This is a genomic window from Arthrobacter sp. 05T444, assembly GCF_056395905.1.
In genome coordinates, this window is sequence record NZ_JBFTKK010000002.1 from 153,240 (window position 1) to 179,142 (window position 25,903).

Below are 25,903 nucleotides of genomic sequence, written 5' to 3' on the forward strand. Positions count from 1 at the left end.
TATCCCGCTGTGGCCGGTGCATGCAAAAGGGGCGGCCACCGAAGTGACCACCCCCCTTGCGTGTCTGACTAGGAACCGACGCGGAAACGCGTGAAGGCTGTTCCCTTGACGCCGGCCTCTTCGAGGATCTGCGCAACAGACTTCTTGGCATCCTTGGCGAAGGCCTGGTCGACCAGGACTTCACCCTTGTAGAAGCCCGTCACGCGGCCTTCCACAATCTTGGTCATGGCGGCTTCGGGCTTGCCCTCGGCCTTGGCAGTCTCCTCGGCGATGCGGCGCTCGGACGCGACCAGGTCAGCCGGAACATCCTCGCGGGAGAGGTAGTTCGGGGCCATGGCTGCGATGTGGACCGCGACGTCGTGGGCTGCGGTGGCAGCAGCTTCACCTTCACCATCAACGGCGAACAGAACGCCGACCTGGGCCGGAAGGTCCTTGGAGGTCTTGTGCAGGTAAGCGTCGACCGTGGCACCCTCGATGCGGGAGATGCGGCGGACTACTACCTTCTCGCCGAGGATGGCGCCCTCTTCGACAACAACCTCGGACAGCGGCTTGCCGTCCACGTCGGTGGCGAGCAGGGTCTCGAGGTCGGCTGCGCCGGACTCGACGGCGATGGCCAGGACCCTGTCGGCGAGCTGGATGAACTTGTCAGCCTTGGCCACGAAGTCGGTCTCGCAGTTGACTTCAATCATCACGCCGACCTTGCCGTCGACCTTGGCAGCAACCAGGCCTTCAGCGGTGGAACGACCTTCACGCTTGGTAGCGCCCTTCAGGCCCTTGATGCGGATGATCTCGATAGCCTTCTCGGCGTCGCCGTTGGCTTCGTCGAGAGCCTTCTTGACATCCATCATGCCGGCGCCGGTGCGCTCGCGCAGAGCCTTGATATCAGCGGCAGTGTAGTTCGCCATGTGAACCCCTCTGTCTAGAAAATTTATGTGGTGTACGGACCGACAGGACGGCAGCTCACCTGGTGAGCCGCCATCCTGTCAGTTACCCCGGCGCTGGGAACAGCGCCGGGAAATCCCGGTGGAGTTGTTTACTTCTCGGCGTCGGTGGCCTCGGCAGCAGCCGGGGCTTCCTCTGCAGCGGGGGCAGCTTCAGCAGCCGGCGCCTCAGCAGCCGGGGCTTCCTCTGCAACCGGTGCCTCAGCAGCAGGTGCCTCAGCAGCGGCGGCTTCGGCCTTGCTGCCCTCGAGGAGTTCGCGCTCCCACTCGGCCAGCGGCTCTTCCGGGGTCTCGGCAGTGCCGGTTGCACGCTGGTTGCGGGCGATCAGGCCCTCTGCAACAGCGTCAGCAACAACGCGGGTCAGGAGGTTCACGGAGCGGATGGCGTCGTCGTTGCCCGGGATCGGGAAGTCGACTTCGTCGGGATCGCAGTTGGTGTCCAGGATGGCCACAACCGGGATGTTGAGCTTCTTGGCTTCGTCAACAGCCAGGTGTTCCTTCTTGGTGTCCACGATCCAGAGCACTGAAGGTGCCTTGGTGAGGTTGCGGATACCACCGAGGTTGGACTCAAGCTTCGTGAGTTCGCGACGGAGGAGCAGCAGTTCCTTCTTGGTGTAAGCGGAACCGGCGACGTCGTCGAAGTCGATCTCTTCGAGTTCCTTCATGCGCTGGATACGCTTGGCAACCGTCTGGAAGTTGGTCAGCATGCCGCCGAGCCAACGCTGGTTGACGTACGGCTGGCCAACGCGGGTGGCCTGCTCGGCAATTGCTTCCTGGGCCTGCTTCTTGGTGCCGACGAAGAGCACGGTGCCGCCGTGTGCAACGGTGGCCTTGACGAACTCGTACGCGCGGTCGATGTAGGACAGCGACTGCTGGAGGTCAATGATGTAGATGCCGTTGCGCTCCGTGAAGATGAATCGCTTCATCTTCGGGTTCCAACGACGTGTCTGGTGTCCAAAGTGGACGCCGCTGTCAAGCAGCTGGCGCATGGTTACGACGGGCATGCCGACGCTCCTTCCGGCAGGTCATTCATGAGAGAGCCCGTAGGCCGCTCTTACCCTGCCAATAGTTGACGGTTAATTAGCTTCGCCCAAGGCAGGCGTTGCTCCTGGCATCCATTGCGCTTCTCATCAGGACCGTTGCCGGACCTGACCGCAAGAGGCACAATCCTCCGCCGGGAACCTGTGGCTTCCGGTGCTGGAGGGCTGGATACGCGTAGTCAGCTGCTGCTCCCCCGCACTCCTGAATGGGGCGTGCTGACGCTACCCAAGAGAATTGGAATACGTTGAGGGCACAGCAAACTGCTCCGTCAAGTGTACTACAGCGGTCCGCCGCCGATGCACCAACTTCCACGACTCCGCGGGCGTTTTCCACATACGGCGCGACGCCTGTTTTCACCATCCGGCATAGGCGCAAAGCTGGACAGATGAAAGCCTCCGTCCTCCTGACAGCTCTCCTGATCGCCGCTGCGGCCGCGGCGCCCTCGGCTGTTCCAGGAAACGGTCCGCCGGGCACCGGGCTCAGTCCGGCGGTTGTGCCGCCCGCTGCGCCGTCGTGGATCTGGCCGCTCACTCCCCGGCCCGCAGTGCTGCGGGCCTTCGATCCGCCGGACAAGCCGTGGCTTAGCGGGCACCGCGGCGTGGACCTCAGGTCGGCGTCCGACGGCGCCCCCGTCACCTCCCCGGAGAACGGCACCGTCAGCTTCGTGGGAGTTGTGGTGGACCGGCCCGTCATCACCGTTGACCACGGCAACGGCCTGCGCAGCAGCTTCGAACCCGTGCGCAGCACACTTTCGAAGGGCGACGCCGTGGGCAAGGGAGACCCCCTGGGCACGCTGCTCCCCGGGCACTGCGGGGCGACGCCATGCGTTCACTGGGGTGTGCGCCGGGGAGACGACTATGTGAATCCACTGCAATTCGTCCTGGATCTGAGGCCATCGATCCTTCTGCCACTGGAGCGGGATCCTCCCGGCTGACCGCACGCGTCAGGAGGGGGCAGCCGGCTGGTACCGGCGCTGACTAGACGATGGCCGGACCACTAGACGATGGCCGAAACGCCGGTGATGGCGCGCCCCGTGACCAGGGTGTTCACTTCGTGCGTCCCTTCGTAGGAGTAGACGGCCTCGGCGTCGGCGAAGATCTTGGCCATCTCGAAGTCGGTGACGATGCCGTTTCCGCCCAGCAGGCTGCGGCCCATGGCCACGCTTTCCCGCATGCGGGCGGTCGTAAAGGCCTTTGCAAGCGCTGATTGTTCGTCCTTGGCCTGCCCGGCGTCTTCCAGCTGTGACAGGCGGACCATCATGCCCATGGAGCTGACGGCATTCCCCAGGATCTGCACAAGCTGGCTTTGCACCAGCTGGAAGGAGGCCAGCGGGCGTCCGAACTGATGGCGTTCCACAGCGTAGCGGCGGGCGACGTCGAAGGCGGCCAGCTGCTGGCCCACAGCCTGCCAGGCCACGGCGAGGCGTGTGACCTTGAGGACCTTGTTGGTGTCGCGGAAACTGTCGGCGTTGGCCAGCTTGAAGAACTCCGGGACTGCCACGTTCTCGAGTGTGATGTCCGCGTTCTGGACCGTCCGGAGGGAGATCTTGTTCTCGATCTTGGTGGCGCTGAACCCGGGGAGGGTGGTGTCCACCAGAAAGCCCTTCACCTGGTTGTCGGTCACATCCCGGGCATAGATGACCACCCAGTCCGAGAATGTGGCATTGCCGATCCAGCGCTTGGCGCCATTGAGGATCCAGTGGTCGCCGTCGCGCCGTGCCGTGGTGCGGGTTCCGCCCGCAACGTCGGAGCCGCCCAGCGGTTCCGTCAGGCCGAAGGCGCCGATCTTCTTGAGGGAGTAAACGTCCGGCAGCCAGGCATCCTGCTGTTCCCGGGAGGCCAGCGCTTCTATGGATCCGGTGAAAAGGCCGTCGTGGACGCCCATGAACGTGGCGATGGACGTATCCGCCCGGGTGACTTCCGCGTGCACAATGCCGGCAAAAAGATTGGAGTAGCCCTGGCGCCGCACTGGGCTGACGAGGTCGATCTCGGCCAGCTTGGGAATCAGTTCCATGGGGAACTCGCCACGGTTCCAGCAGTCCACCGCAATGGGCTTCACCTCGCGGGCCAGGAAAGCGCGGATCTCGGCCAGCCGGTCCTGCTCCTTGCTGTTGAGCAACTGCTCGAAGGCGAAAAAGTCTCCGTCGGCATAGGGAAGGTTGTTGATGTCAATTGCGGCTTCGGACATGGTGTTCCTTCGCGGTGATCAGCAGTGACCTGAGAGACTCCGGGCATTGCACCTAAGATATGTTACTGACCAGTAACTTACCGCAGTTGCCGCGGGAAACAAAGCCCCCGGAAACGACATCCTTCCCGGGGAACGAGGCAGGCCCGGAGACCGGGCCCCCCGGAAAGCAGAAAGAGCCGTGACCGACGTTGAAACGTCGGTCACGGCTCTGTGCAGAACGGGTAGGGCTACTCGGACTTGAACCGAGGACCTTAGGATTATGAGTCCCGCGCTCTAACCAGCTGAGCTATAGCCCCCCGCCCCCGATTCCGGGGCCCCTGACCGGGGCCCGTCATCTGAGGGGCAGAAACACTCTAGCAAACTGGCGAACGGCTTTAGACCACGCACCCCTCGACGGCCTGCTTCCAGAAGACCTTCTTCCAGACGACGTCCTTCTAGACCACTTTGTCGTCGTAGCTCGCGCCGCGGTACAGATCCTCAAAGGTCTGCAGGGTCCCCTGGATGCTGTGGGGCTCCACCATGCAGCGGCTGGCGTGCCCCATGGCCTTCCGCTCCTCGGCCGGCAGGCGCAGGATCCGCGTCAGCTTCTCTGACAGGTCCGCACTGTCATTCGGAGTGAACAGGTAGCCGTTCTCGCCGTCCCGCACCAGGTGCGGTAGCGCCATGGCGTCGGCCAGCAGCACGGGAGTAGAGGCGGACATCGCCTCAAGGGTAACGAGGGACTGCAACTCGGCGGTTCCCGGCATGCAGAAGATGTCCGCCCGGATGTAGGCCTCGCGGAGCTCTTCGTCGCTGGCAAGGCCCAGGAACTTCACCCGGCCCTGCAGTCCAAGCCGGTGGACGAGGGACTCCAGGGCAGGGCGGACCTCGCCGCCGCCAACGATCTCCAGGTGCACATTCAAGTCCGCGGGAGCGGCCGCCACGGCCTTGATCAGCACATCGACGTGCTTCTCCTCCGCCAGGCGGCCGGCAAACAGCACTGTCGGATGGGCGTGCGGCTTGATGACCTCGTCCGGCTTCAGTTCGTAAGCGGCCGAGTCGATGCCGTTGGACAGCGGCAGGACCTTGCGGAGGAAGGCATGCTGGTGCATCGCCTTCGCCGCCAGCGGTGTGGGCGTCGTGACGACGTCAGCCTGGCCCATCACCTTGCCCATGTCCCGCCAGGAAATCTTCCCGATGATGTCCTTGAACCACTGCGGGAACGGCAGGAACGGATTGAGGTTTTCCGGCATGAAGTGGTTCGTGGCAACTATCCGGATGCCACGCTTCACCGCCTCGTAGAGCACGTGCTCACCAATCATGTAGTGGCTTTGGATGTGCACCACGTCCGGCTGGACCTTGTCGAACAGGAGGCTGATCTCCTTCTTGATCTCCCAGGGAAGGCAGATCCGGAAATACTCATGCGTGAAGACGCCGTGCGAGCGAAGGCGGTGAACGGTTGCTTCCGTGCGGAACTCCGTGAAGCTCCTGCCCTTGTCTGGCCGGCAAGCAAGGACATGGACGTTGTGTCCGCGGCCGGTCAGGCCCTTCGCCAGCCGGTAGCCGAACTGGGCGGCTCCGTTGACGTGGGGCGGATAGGTGTCGGCCGCAATGAGGATGGTCAGGGGACGCTGGGCATCGGGCATGGTCACGTGGAGAGCTCCTGGTGGTCACGGCGTGTTCAGCTGCGGCTGTCCACGCCGGGTGGCCGCTGGCACGTTTTGCGCCTGGCCCGCTGTGAAAAGTCGGCTAGTGGGACGCCCTGCCAGCGGCCTTCCGAGCGTCTTTCTTCCGCTTGGTGACCTCGGGATGGTGCCGGGAGAGGGCGATTACTCCCACGATAGCAAGGGTTGCCGCCGTACCCATGGCAATCGCCATCACGGCGTGGACATCGGGCCGCAGCTCACCCAGGATGGCGATGCCGATCGCGATGCCCACAATGGGGTCGATGACGGTCAGGCCGGCGATCACGAGATCAGGCGGCCCGGTGGAGTAGGCACTCTGGACAAACCAGGATCCGAGCCCGCCTGCTGCGGCAATGGCGAGCACGGTATACCACTGCACGTTCAGCAGGCCCAGGCCGTTGGGGTCGAGCAAGTGCTTGCCGATAATCCTGGTCAGCACCGCCACGAATCCGAACAGCACGCCGGCGCCAAGAATGTAGACAAAGGCACTCATGCGGTGCTTGAACATGGCCGCGAGGGTGCCGAAAATACCCACGGCAAGGGCGAGCAGCAGCACAATGGTGAGTTCGTCGTCGGAACTCACATGGTGGTTTTCCTGCGTGACGTTCACGGCAAGCAGGACAAACAGCGCGGAGCCGGTGACGCATGCGGTGATGGCCACTACGGTGGCCCGGTTGATGCTCAGCCCTTGGTCCTTGGAATTGACCACTGTGGTGACCACCAACGCGATGGCACCGATCGGCTGCACCACAGTCAACGGGGCTGTGACCAGTGCGGTCGCATTCATCACCATGCCGGTGCACAGGAGCAGCAAGCCGAAGACCCACCGCCGGTTGCGCAGGAGGCGAAGGAACCCGTTGGAGCTGAGGGCCAGGCCGCCGGTATCGGCCTTGACCGCGCTGCCCTGGCGCTGGGCGCCAAAGGCAAGGAAAAACGCGCCCATCACCGCAAGGAAAACGGCAAGCCACACCATCAGCTGTCCCCGCCATCGGCAGTAAGCATCGTGCCCTTCCGGCGGATGGCCCAGAAATAGTTGTAGGCCGCAATCCAGTGGCCGATCAGCCCCAGGCCGAGCACGATCCAGGCGGCCACAAAGAAGGCAGCGGCAGAAGGAATGTCCAGCTTCGACAGCACCAGGAGCGGAGTGCCCAGCAGCAGCAGGCCGGTGCGGGCCTTGCCGATCCGGCTGACCGGCAGATCCGGATGGCTGTGGAAATAGAAGAGCGACATGGTCAGCAACACGGCGTCGGGGATCACGAGCGCAGCCAGGTACCACCACTGCACCACACCGGCGATCACCAGCGTCACCGCCACGGAGAGCAGCGCCAGCCTGTCAGCGATAGGGTCCATGACCCTGCCCAGCTTGGAGGCCTGGTTGAACCGGCGGGCAACGTAACCGTCCACCCAGTCGGTGCTGCCCATGATGGCGAGCACCAGCACGGCGAACCCGTATTCCTTCTGTGCCAGCACGAGCCAGATGAAAAGCGGCACGCCCATGAAGCGCAGCACCGTGATGAGATTGGGGACAGTGAAGACCAGATCGTGATCGACGTGCGGCTGGCCGGGCCGGGAACCAGCGCCGATAAACCTCATCCGGTCCCCCTCTCCATGGCCGGCGGTGTCTTCCTGTCAGAGTTCAGGGCAACACTCAGCTCTTGAACAGTTTGCGCAGCAGGGCAAGCAGAACGGCGGTGGACGCGGCGAAGGCGAGCAGCGGCTTCCACCGTGCCTCCAGCTGTTCCGGCAAGGAACCTGCGGCCGTGCCTCCGGAGGAAGACGCTGAAGCGGACAAGGCCGCAAACTTTTCGCCTACGCGCTCCTTGCCGTCCTTGAGCTTGTCCTTGCCCTGGTCCAGGCGGTGCCTGGCTGTGCCGAGCAGGGCCTGGGCCTGGGTCTTGACGTCGATTTCCTCGCTGAGTTCGTCGCGGACCCCCGTCAGGTGTTCGCGGCGCTGCGCCAGGCGGCGGTGAAGTTCGGGCTCAGTAACGGCCGGCACGTCAACGGCCTCTGCGGCAGCCTTCGCTTCTTTGTCCGCCTTGGCTTTGGCTTTGGCCGCAGCCTTGGCTTCCTTGGCTGCCTTGGCCTGGGGCGAGTTGGGATCCAGCAAGGCAGCGTCGAAGTCCGAGCCCTCCTTGGCGATCCCAAGGTCATGCTTCAGGCCGCGGATGGTTTCCTCGGGGACCAGCGGCATGGCCTTCTTGAACTTCCGGAGGCCGATAAGCCCGCCAATCAGCGCGATGAGGAGGAATACCGCGCACACCAGAAGCGCCGCGAGCCAGGCCGGCATCACGGTGGCGAGCCCCATGATGGCTGCGACGATCAGCCCGGTCACCAGGAACGCCAGGAAGACGGCGGCCACACCAAAGAAGGCTCCGGCAACGCCGAGCTGTTTGCCCTTGCGCTTGACCTCGAACTTGGCCAGGGCAATCTCGTCGTTGAGCTGGCGCGGCGCCAGTTTAAAGATGAGTTTCAACGTTTTTGGCAGCGCAGTTATACGCAATCCCTGGTTGGCCCGCCCGCTGTGACGCCCGCTCATAGGTTCCGCCTAACTGGTTCCCTAGTCGATTCTTCTTCGGCTGTTGCGGGGCCCGCGTGTGGCTCAGCGCGCCCCCGCTGACAAAACTATCATTCAGGGTCAGCCGCAACTTCTGGAATTTCTTCCCGGCGAGCCCTCCAACGCTGTAAAAGTATGATCTTTGCGCCCTAGGATTGATCTCTGTGACCACCACCAACCCGGGCGACGCCCTGAGCCGCCGCCAGAAATTCCGGTACATCCTTCTTCTTGGTGCCCTCACCGCCCTGGGACCCTTCACGGTGGACCTCTATCTGCCCGCCTTCCCCGCGCTGGAGGCAAGCCTGAACGTTTCGGAGGCCGCCGTCCAGCTGACCCTGACAGGCACCACCGTCGGCTTCGCGCTGGGGCAACTGGTGGTGGGCCCGTTCAGCGACAAGTTCGGCCGGCGGCTGCCGCTCATCCTGGCCACCGCCGTGCACATTGCCGCCTCCGTGGGGGCTTCGCTGTCCACAGACATCGGAACCCTCGGCCTGTTCCGCGTCCTGATGGGCATCGGTGCCGCCGGCGGAGGCGTGGTGGCCATGGCCATGGTGCGCGACCTGTTCAGCGGCTACGCCATGGTGCGGATGTTCTCCCGCATGGCCCTGGTCAATGGCCTGGCACCCATCCTTGCTCCCGTGATCGGATCCCAGCTGCTGCTGGCCATGCCGTGGCCGGGCATCTTCGTTTTCCTGGCCTGCTACGGCACTTTGGTGATCATCGCCGCGACGTTGCTGGTCCGCGAGACGCTGCCGCGTGAGAAACGCGGCCAGTCCGGGATGACGGCCCGCGAGCGGTACCGCACGCTCTTCTCCGACCGGATCTTCGTCGGCCTCCTTTTGGTCGGCGGCATGAACTTCGGCGGCCTGTTTACATACCTGTCCGCGTCGCCATTCCTCTTCCAGGACATCTACGGTTTCACGCCGCAGCAATATGGCCTGCTGTTCGGCATCAATTCACTGGGTATCGTGGCCGGGGTCCAGACCAGTTCGAGGCTCATCCGGCGGGTCCCGCCCCAATGGATTCTGGCCGGCTCCACCGCCTGGATGTTCCTGATGGCCCTGCTGATCGTCGTCTTCGACCAGCTGGGATTCGGGCTCTGGGGCGTGATGGTCCCGCTCTGGTTCTACATCCTCGGGACAGGCTTCACCTTCCCGAGCGTCCAGGTCCTCGCCCTGGCCAGCCACGGCGCGCAGGCGGGCACGGCTGCGTCCCTGCTGGGTGCCTCCACCTTCCTCATGGCCGGCATCATCTCACCGGTGGTGGGTTGGCTGGGCGGCAGTTCGGCCACGCCCATGGGTGCAGTCCAGGCCTGCTGCATCTTCCTCGCAGCCGCAGCCCTGTGGATCGTGGTTCGCCCCAGGACCGTGCCGTCGATCCACTGATTCGCGGAACCAGCAAGCCAAGGTCCAGCCATGCGAAGGTCCAGCAAGGCGAGGTCCAGCAAGCCAAGGTCCAGCAATACACGGAGCCACCGACGCACACTGTCCGCGGGTACGCTGGCCGCATGACTCGAAAACCGCACCGCAACCGCCGCGGGCTGTTCCTCGGAGCGATCCTTGGCGGCGTCGCAGGCTACTTTGCCGGCAGGGCCGTTGGCAACGCTGCGATGGGCATCATCCTCGGTGCCGTGGCGGGCTCCGCGCTGCTGTACCGGGTCAATCCGGGGCCCTGGAACCGGCCCTGAGGACAGGCACCCCCGGTGCCCCGGAGGCTCCGCACGGGTCTGTTCCGCGCGGCCCGCTGCGAGATAAAGTTGATACGTGCCCCACTGGCAGGATCATCACCCACTCCCGGCCACGTGGCAGCGGTGCGACGCCGGCATACTGCCGTTGTGGTGGGACCGGCTGTGCACCCAGACCAGTGCGCAGTCGGCAGCTCTCTATGCGGCGGGACTTTTCACCGAGGACCGCCGCCGCCCCATTGCCCAATGGTTCAATCCGGCCTTCAACGCGGCATTGCTCGTGGCCCCGGAGACCTCCCCGGAGTGGCCTGTGCAGCGCTTCGGTATCTTCTATGCCCCGCCCGACGGCGGCTTCACCCGCGTGCACTCCTCGCCGCACGAGTGGCATCCGCGGCAGCCCCGCACCCCGCCCACCGAGAGTGAGGCCTTCGCAGCCGCCGTGGCCGAGGCCGAACGGTTCCTCCAGGTCGAGATGGATTTCGTCTGAAAGCAGGCCCACACCAGAACATGAAAAAAAGTCCCGCAGCCGGCGGTGAGCCGGCTGCGGGACTTTGTGCGCTCCTCCTGCTGGACTTGAACCAGCAACCCTTCGATTAACAGTCGAATGCTCTGCCAATTGAGCTAAGGAGGAATGAAGCAGGTACGACATTAGCAAAGGTTCCGGCGCTATGGGAAATCGGCCCGGCCGAGCGGAGAAATACCCCGCCCGGGTATAAAAAAGTCCCCGTTCCGGAGGCCGGAACGGGGACTGTGCGCTCCTCCTGCTGGACTTGAACCAGCAACCCTTCGATTAACAGTCGAATGCTCTGCCAATTGAGCTAAGGAGGAATGAAGCGGGTACTAGCCTAGCAAACACCCCGCCGGGAAACGAAATCGAGCTCCCCCGTGCCGGCCGGTGGCGCCTCAGGCGTCCGAGCGAAGGGCCCTGCGCTCCATCTCCAGCTGCATCAGCTCCCGGTTCAGCCGCTGGAATTCCTCAGGATCGGCCGACGCGTCGAGGCGCTGCAGCTGCCCCATCTTCTCTGCCTTGACCCTGGTGATCTGGAGTTCGAACAGCCGGGCCAGGATGTCGCGGCAGTACTTCAGGACGCCCTCGGCGTTGCTGGCGGGCAGCGGGACGACGGCAAGCTCCGAGACCAGCGGCCGCAGCGGTTCCGGGACCTCGTGCATCACCTGCTCCACCCAGCGCACGGGGTCACCGGTCAGCCCGGGCCCTGAGGCGCGCATGGCGTCGTGGACGGCCTGGTAGGCCGGGGTCCGGAACCCGGCGGCGCTGAACCGGTCCCAGGTCCCGCCCTCAAGCATGCCGGGCTCCTGCAGGGCCACTTCCAGCGCCTGCCGCTCCATGGACGCCACGGGGTCCCGGGGGTCGGGACGGTTGAAGGACGGCACCACGCCCGACGGCGGCAGCGCACCGACGCCGGGCCCCGCACCATGGGAGGGGGCCCCGCCCTGGGCGGCGCGCTTCGCGGCGACGGCCACCGCTCCGCTGACCTCCTCGACGGACATGCCGAGCCAGCCGGCCAGCTCCCGGGCGTAGCCGGGGCGTATGCCGGCATCGCGGATCTGCGCCACGACGGGCGCGGCTTCACGCAGGGCAGCGATACGGCCCTCCACCGTGTCCAGGTTGTGCCGCTTCAGGGAGGCCCTGATGGCAAATTCAAACAGCGGACGCCGGGTCCCGATGAGGTCGCGGACGGCCGCGTCGCCTTTGGCCTGGCGCAGCTCGCAGGGGTCGGCTCCCGTGGGTTCGACGGCCACGTAGGTCTGTGCGACGAACCTCTGGTCCTCTTCAAACGCCCGGAGGGCGGCCTTCTGGCCGGCCGCGTCGCCGTCGAAGGTGAAGATGACCTCTCCCCCGGTGCCGTCGTCGGACAGCAGCCGCCGGGCGATCTTGATGTGGTCGGCGCCGAACGCCGTCCCGCAGGTGGCCACCGCCGTCGGGATCCCCGCCAGGTGGCAGGCCATGACGTCGGTGTACCCCTCCACCACCACCAGCTGGCGGTCCTTGGCGATGTTCCGTTTGGCGAGGTCGATGCCATAGAGCACCTGGGATTTCTTGTACAGCGTGGTCTCGGGCGTGTTCAGGTATTTGGGGCCCTGGTCGTCCTCGTAGAGTTTGCGGGCACCGAAGCCGATGGTGTCGCCGGCAATGTCACGGATGGGCCAGATCAGGCGCCCGCGGAACCGGTCGTAGATCCCCCGGTTGCCTTCGGAGAACATGCCCGTCAGCCTCAGTTCAGCGTCTGTGTAGCCGCGGCCGCGGAGGTGCTTGAGCAGCGCGTCCCAGCCCTGCGGGGCGAAGCCGACGCCGAACTGTTCCGCCGCGGCGCGGTCAAAACCCCTGCCGTGGAGGAAGTTGCGGCCTTCGGTGGCGCCGGGTGTCAGCAGTTGGGCGCGGAAGAATTCGTCGGCCAGTTTGTGGGCGTCCAGGAGCCTCTGCCGCTTGCCCACGTCCTCCCGGCTGGGGCCGGTGCCGCCGTCTTCGTAGCGGAGTTCGAAACCGATCCGGGCGGCAAGTTTTTCGACGGCCTCCTGGAAGGAGGAGTGGTCAAGTTTCTGGACGAAGGAAATGGCGTCGCCGTCTTCGCCGCAGCCAAAGCAGTGGTAGCGGCCCACCTGGGGTCGGACGGTGAACGACGGGGACCGCTCGTCGTGGAACGGGCACAGGCCCTTGAAACTGCCCAGCCCGGCGCCCTTGAGGGTCACATAGCCGTCAATGACTTCCTTGATGTCGGTACGCTGGCGGACTTCGTCGATATCTTCACGTTTGATCAGTCCAGCCACAAAGACATCCTAGTCCTGGGGTATGACAACTTTGGATAAGCCGGCGACGGCGGGACGCACGGCGTGGAGCTGACTGTTGCCGCCGTCACCACAGCGAGGGCAGGCTGCCCACGAGCCGTTCGTACATGGCCAGCGCGGAGCCGTCAGTCAGTGAGGCCACCTGGTCGATGACCACGCGGAGCCGGGCGCCGTCGTCGGCCGCGTCCCGCCAGTCGGCCGCGAACATCGGCTCGAGGTGCCGGTCACCCGAGGCGTTCAAAGAGGTCACCAGGGCATGGAGAACTTCACGCTGCCGCTCGTAAATGGGCTGGCGGTGGTCGGTGGTCATCACGAACGTGGTGGCGAGGCCCTTCATCACGGCGATTTCCATGACTGTTTCGTCCGGCACCATGAGCTCGGCGTTGTAGCGGGTCAGGTGTTCCGGCCCGTAAACGGCGCGGGTGGTCTCCAGCGCGCTCTGGCAGAACCGTCCGATGAGCTGGCTGGTCATATCCTTCAGGGCCGCCATGGACTTGCGGCTGCCGTCGGCCTCGCGCACCCAGACGTCCGTGGCCTCGAGCCTGGCGAGGGCGGCGTCGATCGCCGCGGGATCGTTGTGCGGCAGGTACCACTGCTTGGCGTAGCCCACCACGCGGGCCCGGTGGTCCGGGTTGTCCATCCAGCGCAGCTGGAAGTGGCCCGCCACGATGGCGTCCTCGACGTCGTGCACCGAGTAGGAAATATCGTCCGCAAGGTCCATGACCTGGGCTTCCAGGCAGGACCGCCGCCCGGGCGCACCTTGCCGGATCCAGTTGAAGATGGGCAGGTCGTCCTCGTAGGCGCCGAACTTGCTGGTCCGCTGCCCATGGATCACGGGCGCGTCCAGGGCAGACCACGGGTACTTTGCCGCAGCGTCCAGGCTTGCCCGGGTAAGGTTCAAGCCTGCCGGCCTGCCCTGCAGGTCCAGGACCTTGGGCTCCAGCCTAGTCAGCAGCCGGAGGGTCTGGGCGTTGCCTTCGAAGCCGCCGATCGCGTGGGCCATCTCGTTGAGTGCTGACTCCCCGTTGTGGCCGAACGGCGGGTGTCCGAGGTCATGGCTGAGGCACGCGGTGTCCACCACGTCGGGATCGCAGCCCAGGGCACGTCCCAGTTCACGGCCCACCTGCGCCACCTCGAGACTGTGGGTCAGGCGCGTGCGGACAAAGTCATCCGTGTCCGGCGCCACCACCTGGGTCTTTGCACCGAGCCGGCGCAGCGCCGAGGAGTGCAGCACCCGGGCACGGTCCCGCTCGAAGTCCGAACGGTAGGTGCTCTTGGGCGGTTCCTCCACCCAGCGGGCGGAATCGAAGGCTTCGTAGCCGGGCAGGAACTGGGGCGGCCGGCGGGCCTGGGTCATCGGGCTCCCGGCAATCTGGCTTTCGGCCACCTGGCTTTCACCCACCGGACACATCCAGTTCCGCGGCGGCAATGTCGCGGGTCTGGTCCGCGTCCATCTGCCGGCTCAGCAGCCAGTCCTTGGGCAGGGCCGGCTGTTTGGGCGAGCCGGCGCGGCCGCGCGGGCCCTCGGCGTCGATGCCCGGGTACGGGGAATCCATGTCCAGCTCATCCAGAGTGGCGCGGAGCACTTCGAGGGTGGTCACCATGGCCAGCCGGGTGCGCAGTTCGCTGCCCACCACATAGCCCTTGAAATACCAGGCCATGTGCTTGCGGATTTCGCGCAGGGCCTTGTATTCGTCGTTGCCGAAGGTTTCGACCATGAGCTCGGCATGGCGGTAGACGCCTTCCGCCACCTGCCGCAGGCCGGGGCGGTGGCGCTGGTCGCTGCCTTCGAAGGCCGCCTGCAGGTCCCCGAAGAGCCAGGGGCGGCCCTGGCAGCCGCGGCCGACCACCACGCCGTCCACGCCTGTTTCGCGGACCATGCGCACCGCGTCCTCGGCGGACCAGATGTCGCCGTTGCCCAGGACGGGGATGTCCGGGAGGGCCTCGCGCAGGCGGGCGATGGCGGACCAGTCGGCCTGGCCGGAATAGAACTGCGCGGCAGTGCGGCCGTGGAGGGCGACGGCGGCCACTCCGGAATCGCGGGCGATGCGGCCGGCGTCGAGGTACGTCAGGTGGTCCTCGTCAATGCCCTTGCGCATCTTGATGGTCAGCGGGATGCCGCCCTTGGACGCTTCCCTGACCGCCGTCTGCACGATGGAGGTGAAGAGATCGATCTTCCACGGCAGGGCCGAGCCGCCGCCGCGCCGGGTGACCTTGGGGACCGGGCAGCCGAAGTTGAGGTCGATGTGGTCCGCACGGTCCTCGTCAACCAGCATGCGCACGGCCTGGCCCACGGTGACGGGGTCCACGCCGTAGAGCTGGACGGAGCGGACCTTCTCGTCGTCGTCGTGGGAAATGATGCGCAGCGATTCCGGCGTGCGCTCCACGAGGGCGCGGGAGGTGACCATCTCCGCCACGTACAGTCCGCCGCCGTATTCACGGCAGAGCCTGCGGAAGGCAGAGTTGGTGATGCCGGCCATCGGGGCCAGGATCACGGGGGTGTCCACCGTGATCGGCCCGAGCTCCAGGGGCGGGAGTTCCAGCTTGGGGGCGGGAGGCGTTGCTACTACAGTCACCCGTCCATTGTCTCAAAGGCGGGCAAATCGGGCACAAGTGCTATTCTCCGGCCCTCAGCTGCTGGGCTTCGCGGCGGCCGCGCCGTGTCTCCGCGAGGGGTGCGGCGCCGGAGGCAACCGCCGCCGGACGTTCGCTGCCGGCCACGGCTGCTGCGGCCGCGAGCGCGCCGGTGTCGTCGACGTCGTCGGGCGATATTGAGCCCTGGCCGCCGGTCCGGATGCCGGTGGCTTTGACCACGAGCACGGCGATCAGGGTGGTGACCGGAATCGCCAGGACGAGGCCGATCGATCCCACGAGCGTGCGGATGACTTCCTCGGACAGTTCGGCGCTGGTGAGCGCCTCCCCCAGCGGCCGGTCGTAGAGCATCACGATGATGAGCGTGGGCAGGGCTGCGCCGGCATAGGCGAAGGCAATCGTGTACACGGTGGAGGCGATGTGGTCCCGGCCGATCCGCATGGCTGAGGTGAACAGCTTGCGGGCGCTGGTGGCGGGGCGAGTTCGTACAGCTCCCAGACCGCGGATGACTGCGTGATGGTGACGTCGTTGAGGACGCCCAGCCCGGAAATGATGAGTCCACACAAGATGATGCCTGAAATGGAGATGTTGCCCGAGATGTTCGCCAGGGTGGCGGCGTCGTGGCTTCCCACGCCCGCGAGGTTCGCGGCGTCTGTTGCCCAGGCTGCCAGTAGTGCCGTGATGCCCAGGCCGAACATGGTGCCCAGCAGCGCGGTCGAGGTCCGCGCCGAGAAACCGTGCGCGAAGTACAGCACCCCGATCATGATCACCGTGGAGCCCACCACGGCCAGCAGCAGCGGCGGCTTTCCCTCCACAAGACCGGGAAGCATGAAGCTCACCAGCACAAAGTAGGCTCCGACGAGGCCAATCAGGGCACGCAACCCGCGCCAGCGTGCCACGGTCACGACCACCACGGCGTACAGAACGGCCAGCAGAATGATGGGCATGGTCCGGACGAAGTCCACGAAGATGTAGGCCGGGGACCCCTGGGCGGCCGGTGCGTCGCCGGCCGCGGCGCCCTGAGCGTTGCTGAGGTTCAGGTAGCGGATGTTGTCCCCCACGTCCACGCCGTGCGATTTGGCGACGTCCGGGTTGATCACCACTTTGACGGGGCTGCCGCCCTTGTCCGGCTCGGTGAAGGCGAAGGTGCACTGGGATCCGCCCCCGGCCTGGCCGCCCTGCTGCGGGTTTTGGCTTGTCCCGCCCGTGCAGTCTTCAATGACGACGCGCTGGATCCGGCCGGTATCAAAGGTGACGCCGGGTGCCGCCGTGTACGGGCTCGCCAGCGTCAGGCCTTCCTTGCTGCCGGACGGCCAGAGCGCCGCCATGGCCGCCAGTGTCAGCAGGGTCAGGGGAATCAGCACGGCGGCCAGAATCCGGTTTGCCTTCCTGCGGGCGGCAATCGCCTGGACCGTCGGCTCCGAATGACCCGTATGACCGTGGGAGTGACCGGAACCCATCAGCAGTTAGACCTCATGCTTGAACTCTACGGCGGTCGCCATAGGGTTGATAAATGGACGCCAGAAAGTCGGAGGATGCCGGAGTGAGCCACCGCAGCACTGCCAATCCCGAGGGGGCGCCGTCGCAAGACGCCACGCCACCGCAAACTGAGTCGCCGCAAGCTCAGCCGCCGGCTGACGCACGACGGGAGGCACCGCCGTCGGAAGCTGTGCTGACCGTCCTGAATCCGGCCGGCGTCACCCGCGGGGTGGCGCTGGTCCTCCACGGCGGCCGTTCGCATTCGTTCGAACCTGTCCAGGCCCGGCACCTGAGCCCCGCGAGGATGGTGCCGTTCGCGCGGCACCTGCACCGGGCGGGCAGCAAACATGGCCTTGCGGTGTGGATACTGCGGAACAGCGTGCGCGGCTGGAATGGCGAGGACATGTCGCCGTTGAAGGATGCCCGCTGGGCCATGGCCAAGATCCGCGACCAGCACCCGGGCGTGCCGGTCTACCTGCTGGGGCACTCCATGGGTGGCCTGACCGCCATTTGCGCGGCCGACGAGGAACAGGTGGATGCCGTGGTGGCACTCGCCCCCTGGCTCAACGACGCAACTCCTGCGACTCCGGTGGCCGGGCGGAAGGTGCTCATCGTCCACGGCGATCGGGACCGCTGGACGAGCCCGACGGCGTCCCTGCGGTTTGCGCGGCGGGCGGCACCGGACGCCGAGGTTCTCCGGTACGTCTCGCTCAGGCGCGCCGGGCACTTCATGTTCCGGCGCGTGCGCCTCTGGCACACCCTGGCCACCGGCTTCCTGATGACGGCCTTCATCGAGAAAACCGGCACCCACGCCGGCCGCCCGCCGGCCCCTGCAGCGGCGCTGGAGCGGCTGCTCCCGCCATCCGCCCAAGCTATTCCGGAAGTGCTGTGACCCCGTTCCCGCTTGACAGCTTCCTGGCCAGCCTGCCGTGGACTGCGCTCGCCGTCGTGCTGGTACTGGCCGTGACGTTCGCCGTGGCCACTGCCCAGCGCAGGCACTCCGTCATGGATGTGGCGTGGGGTCCGGGCTTCGTGGCCGTGGCGGCGGTCTCCTTCGTGCTGTCGGCCGGAGTGGGTGACAGCGGACGTCGCCTGCTGCTGCTCGCCCTGACCGCGGTCTGGGGGCTCCGGCTCGGCGTGCATATCGGCTTGCGGGCCCGCGGCGGTCATGAAGATCCCCGCTATGCTGCGATGCTCGACGACGCTGCAGGCTCCCGGAATGCCTATGCCCTCCGCCGCGTCTACCTCCCGCAGGGCCTGGTGATGTTCTTCGTCTCATTGACCGTCCAGGCGGGCATGTTCGCTGCCGGTGCCCTGGGGTGGCTGTCCCTGGCCGGCGCCCTGCTCTGGGTCACCGGGTTCGGCTTCGAGACCGTGGGCGACTGGCAGCTGGCGCAGTTCAAGAAGGATCCGTCCCGCAGGGGGACCGTCCTGGACACCGGGCTGTGGCGGTATACCAGGCATCCGAACTACTTCGGCGACGCCGCCGTCTGGGCGGGCCTCTTCCTGGTCGCCGCGGATTCCTGGCCCGGGGTCCTCACGGTCCTCTCCCCTGCGCTCATGATCTGGATGCTGGCCGGCAAGACCGGGAAGCCGCTCACGGAGAAATCCATGTCCGGGCGCCCCGGTTACCGCGAGTATGTGAAGTCGACAAGCGGCTTCATCCCGTGGCCCCCTCACCAGACGCGCAACAGGACACAGCCGTGACGTGGACACCCAAACCGAACGACCGCTTCTACCGGCTGTTCGTCCGCACGGGCCTCTTCCTGCGGTGGCTGTTCCGGGTCCGGGTCATGGTCACGGGCGGGGAGAACCTGCCCGCCCCTGATCCACGGAACGGGGCATCACGCCTGGTACAGCCCGGCCGCGGGGCAGTCATTGCCGTCACGCACTTTGGCTACGTGGACTTTGCCGCGGCCGAACTGGTGGTCTGGAAGCACGCCCGCGCTCAGCTCCGCTTCCTCATCCACCAGGGCGCGGCGGACCACTGGCTCGCCGGTCCGGCCATCATCGCCACCGGGCACGTGGTGGTGGGCCACGGATTCTCGGCACGACGAGCCTGGCGCGCACCGGTCCGTATCCACATTGGCCTGCCGGTGAACCTTGCGGCGGACATCGATGCCGAGGCCGAAACCGCGAAGCTCCGGGAAACGCTGCAGAACGGGATCGACACGTGCATCGACAGCTTCCCGGTCGTCCCGAGACCGGGCGACTGGTGGATGCCCGCCGACCTCGGCGGCGGCGCCCCCTCCGAGACTGAACGCCAAATGATGGACGCCCAGGACCTGGCCAGGGGCCGCCGCCGTGGTCCGGACTAGTCGGAGACGACGAACGTCTCGGAACCCTGGCGGCGGGCCCTGCCGGCTTCCATCAGGGGTTCGACGACGGCGCGGAGCGCTGTCATCGAATCGTCCAGTTCCATGAGGACCGGGTGCTGGTACGCAATGAGCGCCAGCAGGTCACGGACCGCGGCCTGCGCCTGATCTGCGTCCATCTCCGGTTCGTGGCCGAGGAACACGTCGGAGGGATGGTCCGACTCTCCCTGTTCGGGGCTGAGCTGGGCGTAACTGACGGCGAAGGCCTGCAACCTGCCTTTCTTCGACGGCGGCACACCCTGGCCGAAGGCGCTGGCCTTCGGTGCGCGCAGTACGATCGCCCCGTGGGCGCCGCTGAGCTCATCGAGGAACAGCCGCTGGACCGTGGGGATGCTCAGCTGGCCTGGGCTGTCCCAGTCATGGACGGACGTGTAGTACCGGCCCACAACGTCGGACAGTTCCACCGAGCCCGTAGCCAGGTCCTCCACCCGGTCCGCTGCGGCTTCCTCCGAGCCGTCCCCGAAGACCGGAAGCTTCAGGGCCGCCGGCTCCACCACCACGAGCTGCGAACGCTGGATCGGAGCGAGCCCCGCCGCCTCGGCGAACGCTGCACCGGGTGTCCCCGGCTCCACCTTGCACCGCAGCCGGGTAACCCCCGACGGCGATGCTTCGGTTTCGCGGCGCAGCATCATGAGCAGCGTGGAACCAATGCCGGAGCGGCGGTGGTCCCGGGCCACCTCAATGTACGCCCACAGGCGTTCCGGATGCAGTGTCGCCTCGTGGACCACCCCGGCCGCAACCGGGATGCCGACGCCGTCAACGACGTCCTCGGCCACGATGCAGCGCCGCCAGGGTGCGTTGCTCGACGGCGCCAGCGTCCCCCGGAACTGTCCGGCCTGGACAGTTTCCGGGTCGCCCCAGATTTGCAGGAGCACGAGGTCGTCGCCCTCGCGCCATTCGCGGTATTGGATTGCCACGGTTAAGCGCCGATCAGCCGTGCGGCCAGGTAGCCCTCCACCTTGTCCAGGGAGACGCGCTCCTGGCTCATGGTGTCGCGCTCACGGATGGTGACAGCCTGGTCATCCAGCGTGTCGAAGTCCACGGTGATGCAGAACGGGGTTCCGATCTCGTCCTGGCGGCGGTAGCGGCGGCCGATCGCACCGGCATCGTCGAAGTCGATGTTCCAGTTCTTGCGGAGCTGGGTACCGAGGTCCTTGGCTTTCGGGGACAGGTCCTCGTTGCGGCTCAGCGGAAGGACGGCGGCCTTGACCGGCGCCAGCCGCGGGTCAAGCTTCAGCACGGTGCGCACATCCACTCCGCCCTTGGCGTTGGGGGCCTCATCCTCCGTGTAGGCGTCCACCAGGAAGGCCATAAAGGAACGGGTCAGGCCGGCGGCCGGCTCGATGACGTACGGGGTGTAGCGCTCGTTCGTGGCCTGGTTGAAGTAGCTCAGGTCGGTGCCCGAGGCCTTGGCATGGGTGGACAGGTCGAAGTCCGTGCGGTTGGCGATGCCCTCGAGCTCGCCCCACTCGGAGCCCTGGAAGCCGAAGCGGTATTCGATGTCCGTGGTGCCCTTGGAGTAGTGGCTGAGCTTGTCCTGCGGGTGCACGAAGAAGCGGAGGTTCTCTTCACGGATGCCCAGGCCGGTGTACCAGGCCATGCGTTCCTTCATCCAGTACTCGTGCCATTCCTCGTCGGTGCCGGGCTCGACGAAGAATTCCATTTCCATCTGTTCGAACTCGCGGGTGCGGAAGATGAAGTTTCCTGGCGTGATCTCGTTGCGGAAGGACTTGCCGATCTGGCCGATGCCGAACGGCGGCTTCTTCCGGGACGTGGTGAGCACGTTGTTGAAGTTCACGAAGATGCCTTGGGCGGTCTCCGGGCGCAGGTAATGCAGGCCCTCCTCGCTGGCAACTGGGCCCAGGAAGGTCTTCAGGAGGCCGGAAAATTCCTGCGGTTCGGTCCATTCGCCGCGGGTGCCGCAGTTGGCACAGGCGATGTCCTTGAGGCCGTTTTCGGCTGGGCGGCCCTTCTTTTCCTCGTATTCTTCCTCGAGGTGGTCCGCGCGGTAGCGCTTGTGGCACGAAAGGCATTCCACCAGCGGGTCGGAAAAGACATCGACGTGGCCGGAAGCTTCCCATACCTGGCGGGGCAGGATCACCGAGGAGTCAAGGCCGACAACGTCTTCGCGGCCGCGTACCACGGACTGCCACCACTGGCGTTTGATGTTCTCCTTCAGCTCTGCACCGAGGGGGCCGTAGTCCCAGGCGGAACGGGAGCCTCCGTAGATCTCGCCGGCCTGGAAAACGAAGCCTCTCCGCTTGGAAAGGGAAATGACCTGGTCGAGGACGGATTTTGCTGCCATGGGAACTCCAATTTCTACAGGGCCGCTGGGTGCGGTCCGCGGTGTCTTGCCCCGGAACTCCGGCTGGTTGCCGGGCGGGGGTATGCGAAGGGGAAAACGGTGCAGGAAGCTGCGTGTCCTAGCCTACCGGGCGCTACCTCCGGAACGCTCCCCGCGGCCACGGAAGCGTGGCGACGACGATGGCTCCGAGGGTCAGCAGGGTGCCGAGCACCGTGGGAACCTCCACCACTGTGCCGGGCGACGGAACCAGGAGGTCTAGCCCCAACGAGCCCAGGAGTTGGCCCGCGATCATGCCGAGCCCGGTCACCAGCACACCGAGGCTGCGCACCAGCAGGGCTCCGATGCCGATGAACACGCAGCCCATCGGGCCGCCGAGGTAGTACCACCACTCGGCCGGCAGCGGGTTGCCAGCACCGGCGACGGCCACTTTGATCAGCCAGGCGACCCACAACACGGTGGTGCCGGCAACGAAATTCACCAGGGTGGCGGCGATCGGGGTGCCGTAGTGCATGGTGGCGGTGCCGTTCATCGCCTGTTGGAAGCTCATGAGGAACCCGGCCAGGACGGGAAGAATCACCGGCAGGATGAGCTGGGCGGGGTCTCCGCCGGAGGTTCCGCCGGAGGGGGCGCCTACCCCGAAGCGGGGCGACACTGCCCAGGCCACTGCAGCGATGGTGAGGATGCAGCCGATCACGCGGATGCCCGTCACCGCTTTCTTGCCGCCGGGACCAATTCCGAGCCTGTCCACGAGCAGCCCGCTGAGCGTCTGGCCCGTGACGGTGGACACGGTGAACAGGGCGACCCCGAGCAGCCCGATCGTGAAGGACTGGGCGAAGACGAAGAACGCGCCGATGCCGCCGGCAAGGACGTAGTAAGGCGGGAAGTGCCGCTCCCGCACGGCGGGCAGGATCCGGGCAAGGCCGGCCCGCCCCCGGGGCAGGACCAGCGAGACGAGGATCATCAGCACCAGTCCGGTGCTGAAACTGACCACGGCGGCGGCGATTCCGTCTCCGAGGCGGGCGCCGAGGGCACCGTTGATCCGCCCCTGGACGGGGATGGCGAGGCCGGCGGCCACGGCCATCAGAAGGCCTGCGGCAAGGGGCAGCCGCGGTGCGTGGGTCATTGGGTTCACCTTAGTTCGGGCATTATTGCTTGTATGAGCAACCAGGAAATCGAAGACATCCCCATCCGCGACGACATGATCCGCCTCGGTCAGCTCCTGAAACTCGCGAACCTCGTGGAGGACGGCGTCGAGGCCACTGAGCTGATCAAGAACGGCCTGGTCAAGGTCAACGGCGAAATCGACGACAGGCGCGGCCGGCAGCTCCATCACGGTGACACTGTCACGGTCAACAACCGCACCGTCCGGATCAGCGCGGCCGGCGCATAATCCCGGGGACGCCAGAACTTTAGCCGCCAACGGCTACTTGCTCAGGACCTCGTGCGTGAGGAACTCTGACACGTGGCCGATTTCCTGGGCGTTGATCCCGTGCCACATTCCGGTGTACAGGACCTTGGTCAGCTTCACATGGCTGCGGACCCAGCCCATCGTGTACTCGATCTTGTCCGGCGTGATGACGGGATCCTGCTGGTCCCGGCCCCAGAACAGGGGCACAGTGCCGTCCAGCTCGGCGTCCCGGAACTCTCCGTCGGCGCCCGCATCCACAACAAAACCTGAGAGCCCGACGACGGCGGCAAAGTCGGCGGGGCGCTGCCGAAGCAGGGTGGTGGCCATGGCCATGCCCATGGAGAACCCGAGGAGCGTGACGGACGGATGGTTGGCCTTGACGGCGTCGATCCAGTCAAGAATATAGCCGGAGGCAGCCTTGACCGCATCGACGGAGTATTCGATCGAGCCGGTCAAAGGGAACCAGGAAAAGCCGGGGCCCATGGCAATGGGGGCGCGGACGGACGCCACTGCGAAGTCGTCCGGGAGCATGTCCGCCAGGCTGAGGAGATCCTGTTCGTTTGCTCCGTAGCCGTGCAGCAGGACCAGCAGGGGCTTGCCGGCCCGGGCTTCCTCCGGCTTGGACCACAAAACGACGGGGGCAGGAAATGAGTCGGCTAAAGTCATGGGTCCATTCTTACAGTTACCCGTCGGTGGCTACCTACAGTGGCGTAGCTTGGCAGGGACGGTGCAGGATGTGAAGGTGAGCGGAACGGAATCGATGCAGAGTCCCCAAGGCCCGTCAGGCCGCCACCCATGGAGCCGTTACGTCGCAATGGGCGACTCGTTTACGGAGGGAATCGGCGACCCCGAACCGAGCAGCCCGGGCGGCTACCGCGGCTGGGCCGACCGCGTGGCAGAGGAACTGGGACGCGGCCATGACGACTTCGCCTACGCCAACCTGGCCGTGCGCGGCCGGCTGCTTCAGCAGATCATCGACCAGCAGCTTGCCCCGTGCGTGGCCCTGAAACCTGACCTCGTGACCCTTTCAGGAGGAGGAAACGATCTCATCCGCCCCGGCGGGGACCCTGACGCCCTGGCCGAAAAGCTCGACCCCGTGGTGCAGATCCTGGGGATGAGCGGTGCAACGGTGGTCCTGTTCAACGGCCCGGATACCGGGTCCTCGGTGCTGGGCCGGGTACGCAGCAAGGTGGCCATCTACAACGAGAATCTCCGGACCATCGCCGCCCGGCATGATGCCATCATCGCCGACATGTGGTCGCTCAGGCAGCTGAAGGATCCGCAGATGTGGAACGAGGACCGCCTGCACTTCTCCCCGCTGGGCCACCACACGATTGCTGCCATGGTGCTCGATGCGCTGAACGTACAGCACAGCCTGGAACCCCTGTCGCCCAAACCGCTGCCGCCGCGCAGCTGGCGCGAAGCCCGCACCGGCGACCTGGTCTGGGCGCGGGAGTACTTCGTGCCGTGGGTGGTCCGCCGGCTGCGCCACCGCTCCTCCGGTGATGGCATCACCCCCAAACGCCCGACGCCGGGACCCGTCTTCGGCCCGGGTGTCCCGCTGGGCTCCGGCGAAGGTCCGCTCGGGTCCGAAGATGCTGTGCGCCGGTAGCCGCCGCGACGCCGCGTACGGCCATGCGGCATGACGACGGGCACCGCAGGAAGCGACCCCGGACTTAGCCCGGACGACGTCGTCCGGATCAGGCTCGCAAGCCAGCAGCTCCGCGCCCCGTTGGCGGCCTCGCCTGAGGACGCCCTGAAAAACCTGCTGGCCGTTCAGGCGCAGGAGTTTTCGTATGCCCGCTGGTCGCTTGCCCAGCGGACGCCCGGCGCTACGGCGGACGACGTGGAGCGGGCCGTCGCTGACGGGCGGATCCTGCGGACGCATATCCTCCGGCCCACGTGGCATTTTGTGCACCGCGATGATCTGCCCTGGCTCCGGGCCCTGTCCGCACCGCGCCTGCACCAGGCCAACGGCGGCATGTACCGACGGACCGGGATTGATGCGGCCACGGCCGGAAGAAGCGGAGAAATACTTGCGGCGGCGGTCGCAGGCGCCCGGCACCGCACACGGGAGCAGCTGGCGGCGGAACTGCAGCGCGCGGGGTTCCCCGCGAAGGGACTCGTCCTGGCGTACCTCATCATGCACGCCGAGATCAGCGGCGTGCTCGTGAGCGGCACACCTGTGCGGGGTGCCGGCGGCGCGCTCCGGCAGACGTATGCGGCATTCGACGAACGTGTCACAGCGGCGGCGTCCAAACAGGCGACGGCGGCGCCAAGGGAACAGTCCCTCGCTGCCCTGGCAATGCGGTACTTCCGGAGCCGCGGACCCGCCACAGTCAAGGACTGCGCACACTGGTCCGGGCAGACGATGGCGGATGTATGGCAGGGGCTGTCGCTTGTCCTGGCGGACGATCCGGCGGCTTTGGAGACCGCGGTGATTGACGGCGTCGTATTTTATCGCGGCCCGGAAGATTTCCCCCGCGGCGATGCCGGCGCCGGTAACGGCGTTGTCAACCATTCCTCGCGCATCGACCTGGTCCAATGCTATGACGAATACATCATGGGGTACTCGGCCTCCCGTGGTTACCTCGGCGGAGTCGCCCCAGCCCTTCCGGTGGATGACACTCCCATGCATGTGGTTCTGCTGGACGGCGCGATGGCTGGCTCGTGGCGGCACACCTTTGTACGGCCCGCTTCGCCCGACCAGCGTTGCGAACTCGACGTCCGGATGGCCGTTTCCAGCGGCCCTTCGGCCGGAGGTGCATCGGAGGCGGCCACGCACGGCCAGGGAACAGCGGCGGCGGTGGCCCAGGCCGTGGAAAGGTATAGCGGGTTCCTCGGAATGCCGACGACCCGCATCTGAAC

At 66.2% G+C, this 25,903-nt stretch carries 24 protein-coding genes, 3 tRNA genes and 1 pseudogene; 10 read left to right on the plus strand and 18 right to left on the minus strand.

Annotated elements, in window-relative coordinates; all coding sequences use genetic code 11:
• Positions 1-68: 68 nt before the first annotated feature.
• Complete coding sequence (gene tsf, locus AC1DD3_RS02940) at positions 69-905, minus strand: translation elongation factor Ts (RefSeq protein ID WP_230119023.1); 837 nt, start codon at positions 903-905, stop codon at positions 69-71.
• 128 nt (positions 906-1,033) lie between these two features.
• On the minus strand, positions 1,034-1,945 hold the full coding sequence (gene rpsB, locus AC1DD3_RS02945) for a 30S ribosomal protein S2 (protein ID WP_230119022.1): 912 nt from the start codon (positions 1,943-1,945) through the stop codon (positions 1,034-1,036).
• 422 nt (positions 1,946-2,367) lie between these two features.
• Between rpsB and AC1DD3_RS02950 the strand changes: the two genes are divergently transcribed.
• Positions 2,368-2,916 (plus strand): M23 family metallopeptidase, encoded by a 549-nt coding sequence (locus tag AC1DD3_RS02950; RefSeq protein ID WP_230119021.1) that lies wholly within the window; start codon positions 2,368-2,370, stop codon positions 2,914-2,916.
• A gap of 62 nt (positions 2,917-2,978) precedes the next feature.
• On the opposite strand, the gene AC1DD3_RS02955 is transcribed toward AC1DD3_RS02950, so the two are convergent.
• From AC1DD3_RS02955 to AC1DD3_RS02980, 6 genes are all read right to left on the minus strand, one after another.
• Positions 2,979-4,169, minus strand: a complete 1,191-nt coding sequence (locus AC1DD3_RS02955; protein WP_476880900.1) for an acyl-CoA dehydrogenase family protein — start codon at positions 4,167-4,169, stop codon at positions 2,979-2,981.
• 222 nt (positions 4,170-4,391) lie between these two features.
• Positions 4,392-4,465 (minus strand) — tRNA-Ile (locus AC1DD3_RS02960).
• 138 nt (positions 4,466-4,603) lie between these two features.
• A complete protein-coding gene (locus tag AC1DD3_RS02965) occupies positions 4,604-5,800 on the minus strand; it encodes a glycosyltransferase (protein ID WP_476880901.1) in 1,197 nt (398 codons plus the stop codon).
• Positions 5,801-5,897: 97 nt separating this feature from the next.
• The gene (locus AC1DD3_RS02970) at positions 5,898-6,806 is read right to left on the minus strand and encodes a DMT family transporter (protein ID WP_230119018.1); all 909 of its coding nucleotides are present in this window, start codon (positions 6,804-6,806) and stop codon (positions 5,898-5,900) included.
• The gene (locus AC1DD3_RS02975; protein WP_230119017.1) at positions 6,806-7,426 is read right to left on the minus strand and encodes a CDP-alcohol phosphatidyltransferase family protein; all 621 of its coding nucleotides are present in this window, start codon (positions 7,424-7,426) and stop codon (positions 6,806-6,808) included. Before AC1DD3_RS02975 ends, AC1DD3_RS02970 begins: the two co-directional genes overlap by 1 nt.
• A 55-nt stretch (positions 7,427-7,481) precedes the next feature.
• Entirely contained in the window at positions 7,482-8,369 is an 888-nt protein-coding gene (locus AC1DD3_RS02980; RefSeq protein WP_230119016.1) for a phage holin family protein, read from the minus strand.
• A 182-nt stretch (positions 8,370-8,551) separates the two neighbouring features.
• Here AC1DD3_RS02980 and AC1DD3_RS02985 point away from each other — a divergent pair, with 182 nt between their 5' ends.
• The 3 genes from AC1DD3_RS02985 to AC1DD3_RS02995 all read left to right on the plus strand — a co-directional run bounded on the left by AC1DD3_RS02985 (position 8,552) and on the right by AC1DD3_RS02995 (position 10,558).
• Positions 8,552-9,772, plus strand: coding sequence for a multidrug effflux MFS transporter (locus AC1DD3_RS02985; protein ID WP_476880902.1), 1,221 nt, complete (start codon positions 8,552-8,554; stop codon positions 9,770-9,772).
• Between the two features lie 122 nt (positions 9,773-9,894).
• Entirely contained in the window at positions 9,895-10,074 is a 180-nt protein-coding gene (locus tag AC1DD3_RS02990; protein ID WP_230119014.1) for a hypothetical protein, read from the plus strand.
• Positions 10,075-10,150: 76 nt separating this feature from the next.
• On the plus strand, positions 10,151-10,558 hold the full coding sequence (locus tag AC1DD3_RS02995) for a hypothetical protein (RefSeq protein ID WP_230119013.1): 408 nt from the start codon (positions 10,151-10,153) through the stop codon (positions 10,556-10,558).
• A 71-nt stretch (positions 10,559-10,629) separates the two neighbouring features.
• On the opposite strand, the gene AC1DD3_RS03000 is transcribed toward AC1DD3_RS02995, so the two are convergent.
• The 6 genes and pseudogenes from AC1DD3_RS03000 to AC1DD3_RS03025 all read right to left on the minus strand — a co-directional run bounded on the left by AC1DD3_RS03000 (position 10,630) and on the right by AC1DD3_RS03025 (position 16,928).
• Positions 10,630-10,702 (minus strand) — tRNA-Asn (locus tag AC1DD3_RS03000).
• Between the two features lie 124 nt (positions 10,703-10,826).
• A tRNA-Asn gene (locus AC1DD3_RS03005) sits at positions 10,827-10,899 on the minus strand.
• A gap of 75 nt (positions 10,900-10,974) precedes the next feature.
• Positions 10,975-12,858, minus strand: a complete 1,884-nt coding sequence (gene dnaG, locus AC1DD3_RS03010; RefSeq protein ID WP_476880903.1) for a DNA primase — start codon at positions 12,856-12,858, stop codon at positions 10,975-10,977.
• Positions 12,859-12,943: 85 nt separating this feature from the next.
• Positions 12,944-14,233, minus strand: coding sequence for a deoxyguanosinetriphosphate triphosphohydrolase (locus tag AC1DD3_RS03015; RefSeq protein WP_230119045.1), 1,290 nt, complete (start codon positions 14,231-14,233; stop codon positions 12,944-12,946).
• Positions 14,234-14,270: 37 nt separating this feature from the next.
• Positions 14,271-15,452, minus strand: a complete 1,182-nt coding sequence (gene dusB, locus AC1DD3_RS03020; RefSeq protein WP_230119011.1) for a tRNA dihydrouridine synthase DusB — start codon at positions 15,450-15,452, stop codon at positions 14,271-14,273.
• 40 nt (positions 15,453-15,492) lie between these two features.
• Positions 15,493-16,928, minus strand: a pseudogene (locus tag AC1DD3_RS03025) (YibE/F family protein).
• Between the two features lie 53 nt (positions 16,929-16,981).
• On the opposite strand from AC1DD3_RS03025, the gene AC1DD3_RS03030 reads away from it, so the two are divergent.
• Genes AC1DD3_RS03030 through AC1DD3_RS03040 form a run of 3 tightly spaced genes read left to right on the plus strand, consistent with a single transcriptional unit; the run spans position 16,982 to position 19,265 of the window.
• Positions 16,982-17,839, plus strand: coding sequence for an alpha/beta hydrolase (locus AC1DD3_RS03030; protein ID WP_476880904.1), 858 nt, complete (start codon positions 16,982-16,984; stop codon positions 17,837-17,839).
• Positions 17,836-18,654 carry a DUF1295 domain-containing protein gene (locus AC1DD3_RS03035; protein ID WP_476880905.1) on the plus strand — a complete coding sequence of 273 codons (819 nt, stop codon included), beginning with the start codon at positions 17,836-17,838 and terminating at the stop codon, positions 18,652-18,654. Before AC1DD3_RS03030 ends, AC1DD3_RS03035 begins: the two co-directional genes overlap by 4 nt.
• A complete protein-coding gene (locus AC1DD3_RS03040) occupies positions 18,651-19,265 on the plus strand; it encodes a 1-acyl-sn-glycerol-3-phosphate acyltransferase (RefSeq protein WP_476880906.1) in 615 nt (204 codons plus the stop codon). The genes AC1DD3_RS03035 and AC1DD3_RS03040 overlap by 4 nt, the downstream gene beginning before the upstream one ends.
• On the opposite strand, the gene AC1DD3_RS03045 is transcribed toward AC1DD3_RS03040, so the two are convergent.
• The 3 genes from AC1DD3_RS03045 to AC1DD3_RS03055 all read right to left on the minus strand — a co-directional run bounded on the left by AC1DD3_RS03045 (position 19,262) and on the right by AC1DD3_RS03055 (position 22,750).
• Positions 19,262-20,239 (minus strand): GNAT family N-acetyltransferase, encoded by a 978-nt coding sequence (locus AC1DD3_RS03045; protein WP_230119007.1) that lies wholly within the window; start codon positions 20,237-20,239, stop codon positions 19,262-19,264. The two genes, AC1DD3_RS03040 and AC1DD3_RS03045, sit on opposite strands and share 4 nt — an antisense overlap.
• A gap of 2 nt (positions 20,240-20,241) precedes the next feature.
• Positions 20,242-21,627: a glycine--tRNA ligase gene (locus AC1DD3_RS03050; protein WP_230119006.1), complete on the minus strand. Its 1,386-nt coding sequence runs from the start codon at positions 21,625-21,627 to the stop codon at positions 20,242-20,244.
• Between the two features lie 133 nt (positions 21,628-21,760).
• Positions 21,761-22,750: a DMT family transporter gene (locus AC1DD3_RS03055; protein ID WP_476880907.1), complete on the minus strand. Its 990-nt coding sequence runs from the start codon at positions 22,748-22,750 to the stop codon at positions 21,761-21,763.
• Between the two features lie 33 nt (positions 22,751-22,783).
• On the opposite strand from AC1DD3_RS03055, the gene AC1DD3_RS03060 reads away from it, so the two are divergent.
• Positions 22,784-23,017 (plus strand): RNA-binding S4 domain-containing protein, encoded by a 234-nt coding sequence (locus AC1DD3_RS03060; RefSeq protein WP_230119004.1) that lies wholly within the window; start codon positions 22,784-22,786, stop codon positions 23,015-23,017.
• A 33-nt stretch (positions 23,018-23,050) separates the two neighbouring features.
• On the opposite strand, the gene AC1DD3_RS03065 is transcribed toward AC1DD3_RS03060, so the two are convergent.
• Positions 23,051-23,701 carry an alpha/beta hydrolase gene (locus AC1DD3_RS03065; RefSeq protein ID WP_230119003.1) on the minus strand — a complete coding sequence of 217 codons (651 nt, stop codon included), beginning with the start codon at positions 23,699-23,701 and terminating at the stop codon, positions 23,051-23,053.
• A 94-nt stretch (positions 23,702-23,795) separates the two neighbouring features.
• Between AC1DD3_RS03065 and AC1DD3_RS03070 the strand changes: the two genes are divergently transcribed.
• Positions 23,796-24,647: an SGNH/GDSL hydrolase family protein gene (locus AC1DD3_RS03070; RefSeq protein ID WP_230119044.1), complete on the plus strand. Its 852-nt coding sequence runs from the start codon at positions 23,796-23,798 to the stop codon at positions 24,645-24,647.
• A gap of 30 nt (positions 24,648-24,677) precedes the next feature.
• Positions 24,678-25,901 carry a winged helix DNA-binding domain-containing protein gene (locus AC1DD3_RS03075; protein WP_476880908.1) on the plus strand — a complete coding sequence of 408 codons (1,224 nt, stop codon included), beginning with the start codon at positions 24,678-24,680 and terminating at the stop codon, positions 25,899-25,901.
• Positions 25,902-25,903: the final 2 nt, after the last annotated feature.

Excerpts from the sequence above, each read along its gene's own strand:
- tsf (WP_230119023.1), bottom strand. The coding sequence starts at position 905 with ATGGCGAACTACACTGCCGCTGATATCAAGGCTCTGCGCGAGCGCACC.
- rpsB (WP_230119022.1), bottom strand. The coding sequence starts at position 1,945 with ATGCCCGTCGTAACCATGCGCCAGCTGCTTGACAGCGGCGTCCACTTT.
- AC1DD3_RS02950 (WP_230119021.1), top strand. The coding sequence starts at position 2,368 with ATGAAAGCCTCCGTCCTCCTGACAGCTCTCCTGATCGCCGCTGCGGCC.
- AC1DD3_RS02955 (WP_476880900.1), bottom strand. The coding sequence starts at position 4,169 with ATGTCCGAAGCCGCAATTGACATCAACAACCTTCCCTATGCCGACGGA.
- AC1DD3_RS02970 (WP_230119018.1), bottom strand. The coding sequence starts at position 6,806 with ATGGTGTGGCTTGCCGTTTTCCTTGCGGTGATGGGCGCGTTTTTCCTT.
- AC1DD3_RS02975 (WP_230119017.1), bottom strand. The coding sequence starts at position 7,426 with ATGAGGTTTATCGGCGCTGGTTCCCGGCCCGGCCAGCCGCACGTCGAT.
- AC1DD3_RS02980 (WP_230119016.1), bottom strand. The coding sequence starts at position 8,369 with ATGAGCGGGCGTCACAGCGGGCGGGCCAACCAGGGATTGCGTATAACT.
- AC1DD3_RS02990 (WP_230119014.1), top strand. The coding sequence starts at position 9,895 with ATGACTCGAAAACCGCACCGCAACCGCCGCGGGCTGTTCCTCGGAGCG.
- AC1DD3_RS03015 (WP_230119045.1), bottom strand. The coding sequence starts at position 14,233 with ATGACCCAGGCCCGCCGGCCGCCCCAGTTCCTGCCCGGCTACGAAGCC.
- AC1DD3_RS03030 (WP_476880904.1), top strand. The coding sequence starts at position 16,982 with ATGGACGCCAGAAAGTCGGAGGATGCCGGAGTGAGCCACCGCAGCACT.
- AC1DD3_RS03050 (WP_230119006.1), bottom strand. The coding sequence starts at position 21,627 with ATGGCAGCAAAATCCGTCCTCGACCAGGTCATTTCCCTTTCCAAGCGG.
- AC1DD3_RS03055 (WP_476880907.1), bottom strand. The coding sequence starts at position 22,750 with ATGACCCACGCACCGCGGCTGCCCCTTGCCGCAGGCCTTCTGATGGCC.
- AC1DD3_RS03060 (WP_230119004.1), top strand. The coding sequence starts at position 22,784 with ATGAGCAACCAGGAAATCGAAGACATCCCCATCCGCGACGACATGATC.
- AC1DD3_RS03065 (WP_230119003.1), bottom strand. The coding sequence starts at position 23,701 with ATGACTTTAGCCGACTCATTTCCTGCCCCCGTCGTTTTGTGGTCCAAG.
- AC1DD3_RS03070 (WP_230119044.1), top strand. The coding sequence starts at position 23,796 with ATGCAGAGTCCCCAAGGCCCGTCAGGCCGCCACCCATGGAGCCGTTAC.
- AC1DD3_RS03075 (WP_476880908.1), top strand. The coding sequence starts at position 24,678 with ATGACGACGGGCACCGCAGGAAGCGACCCCGGACTTAGCCCGGACGAC.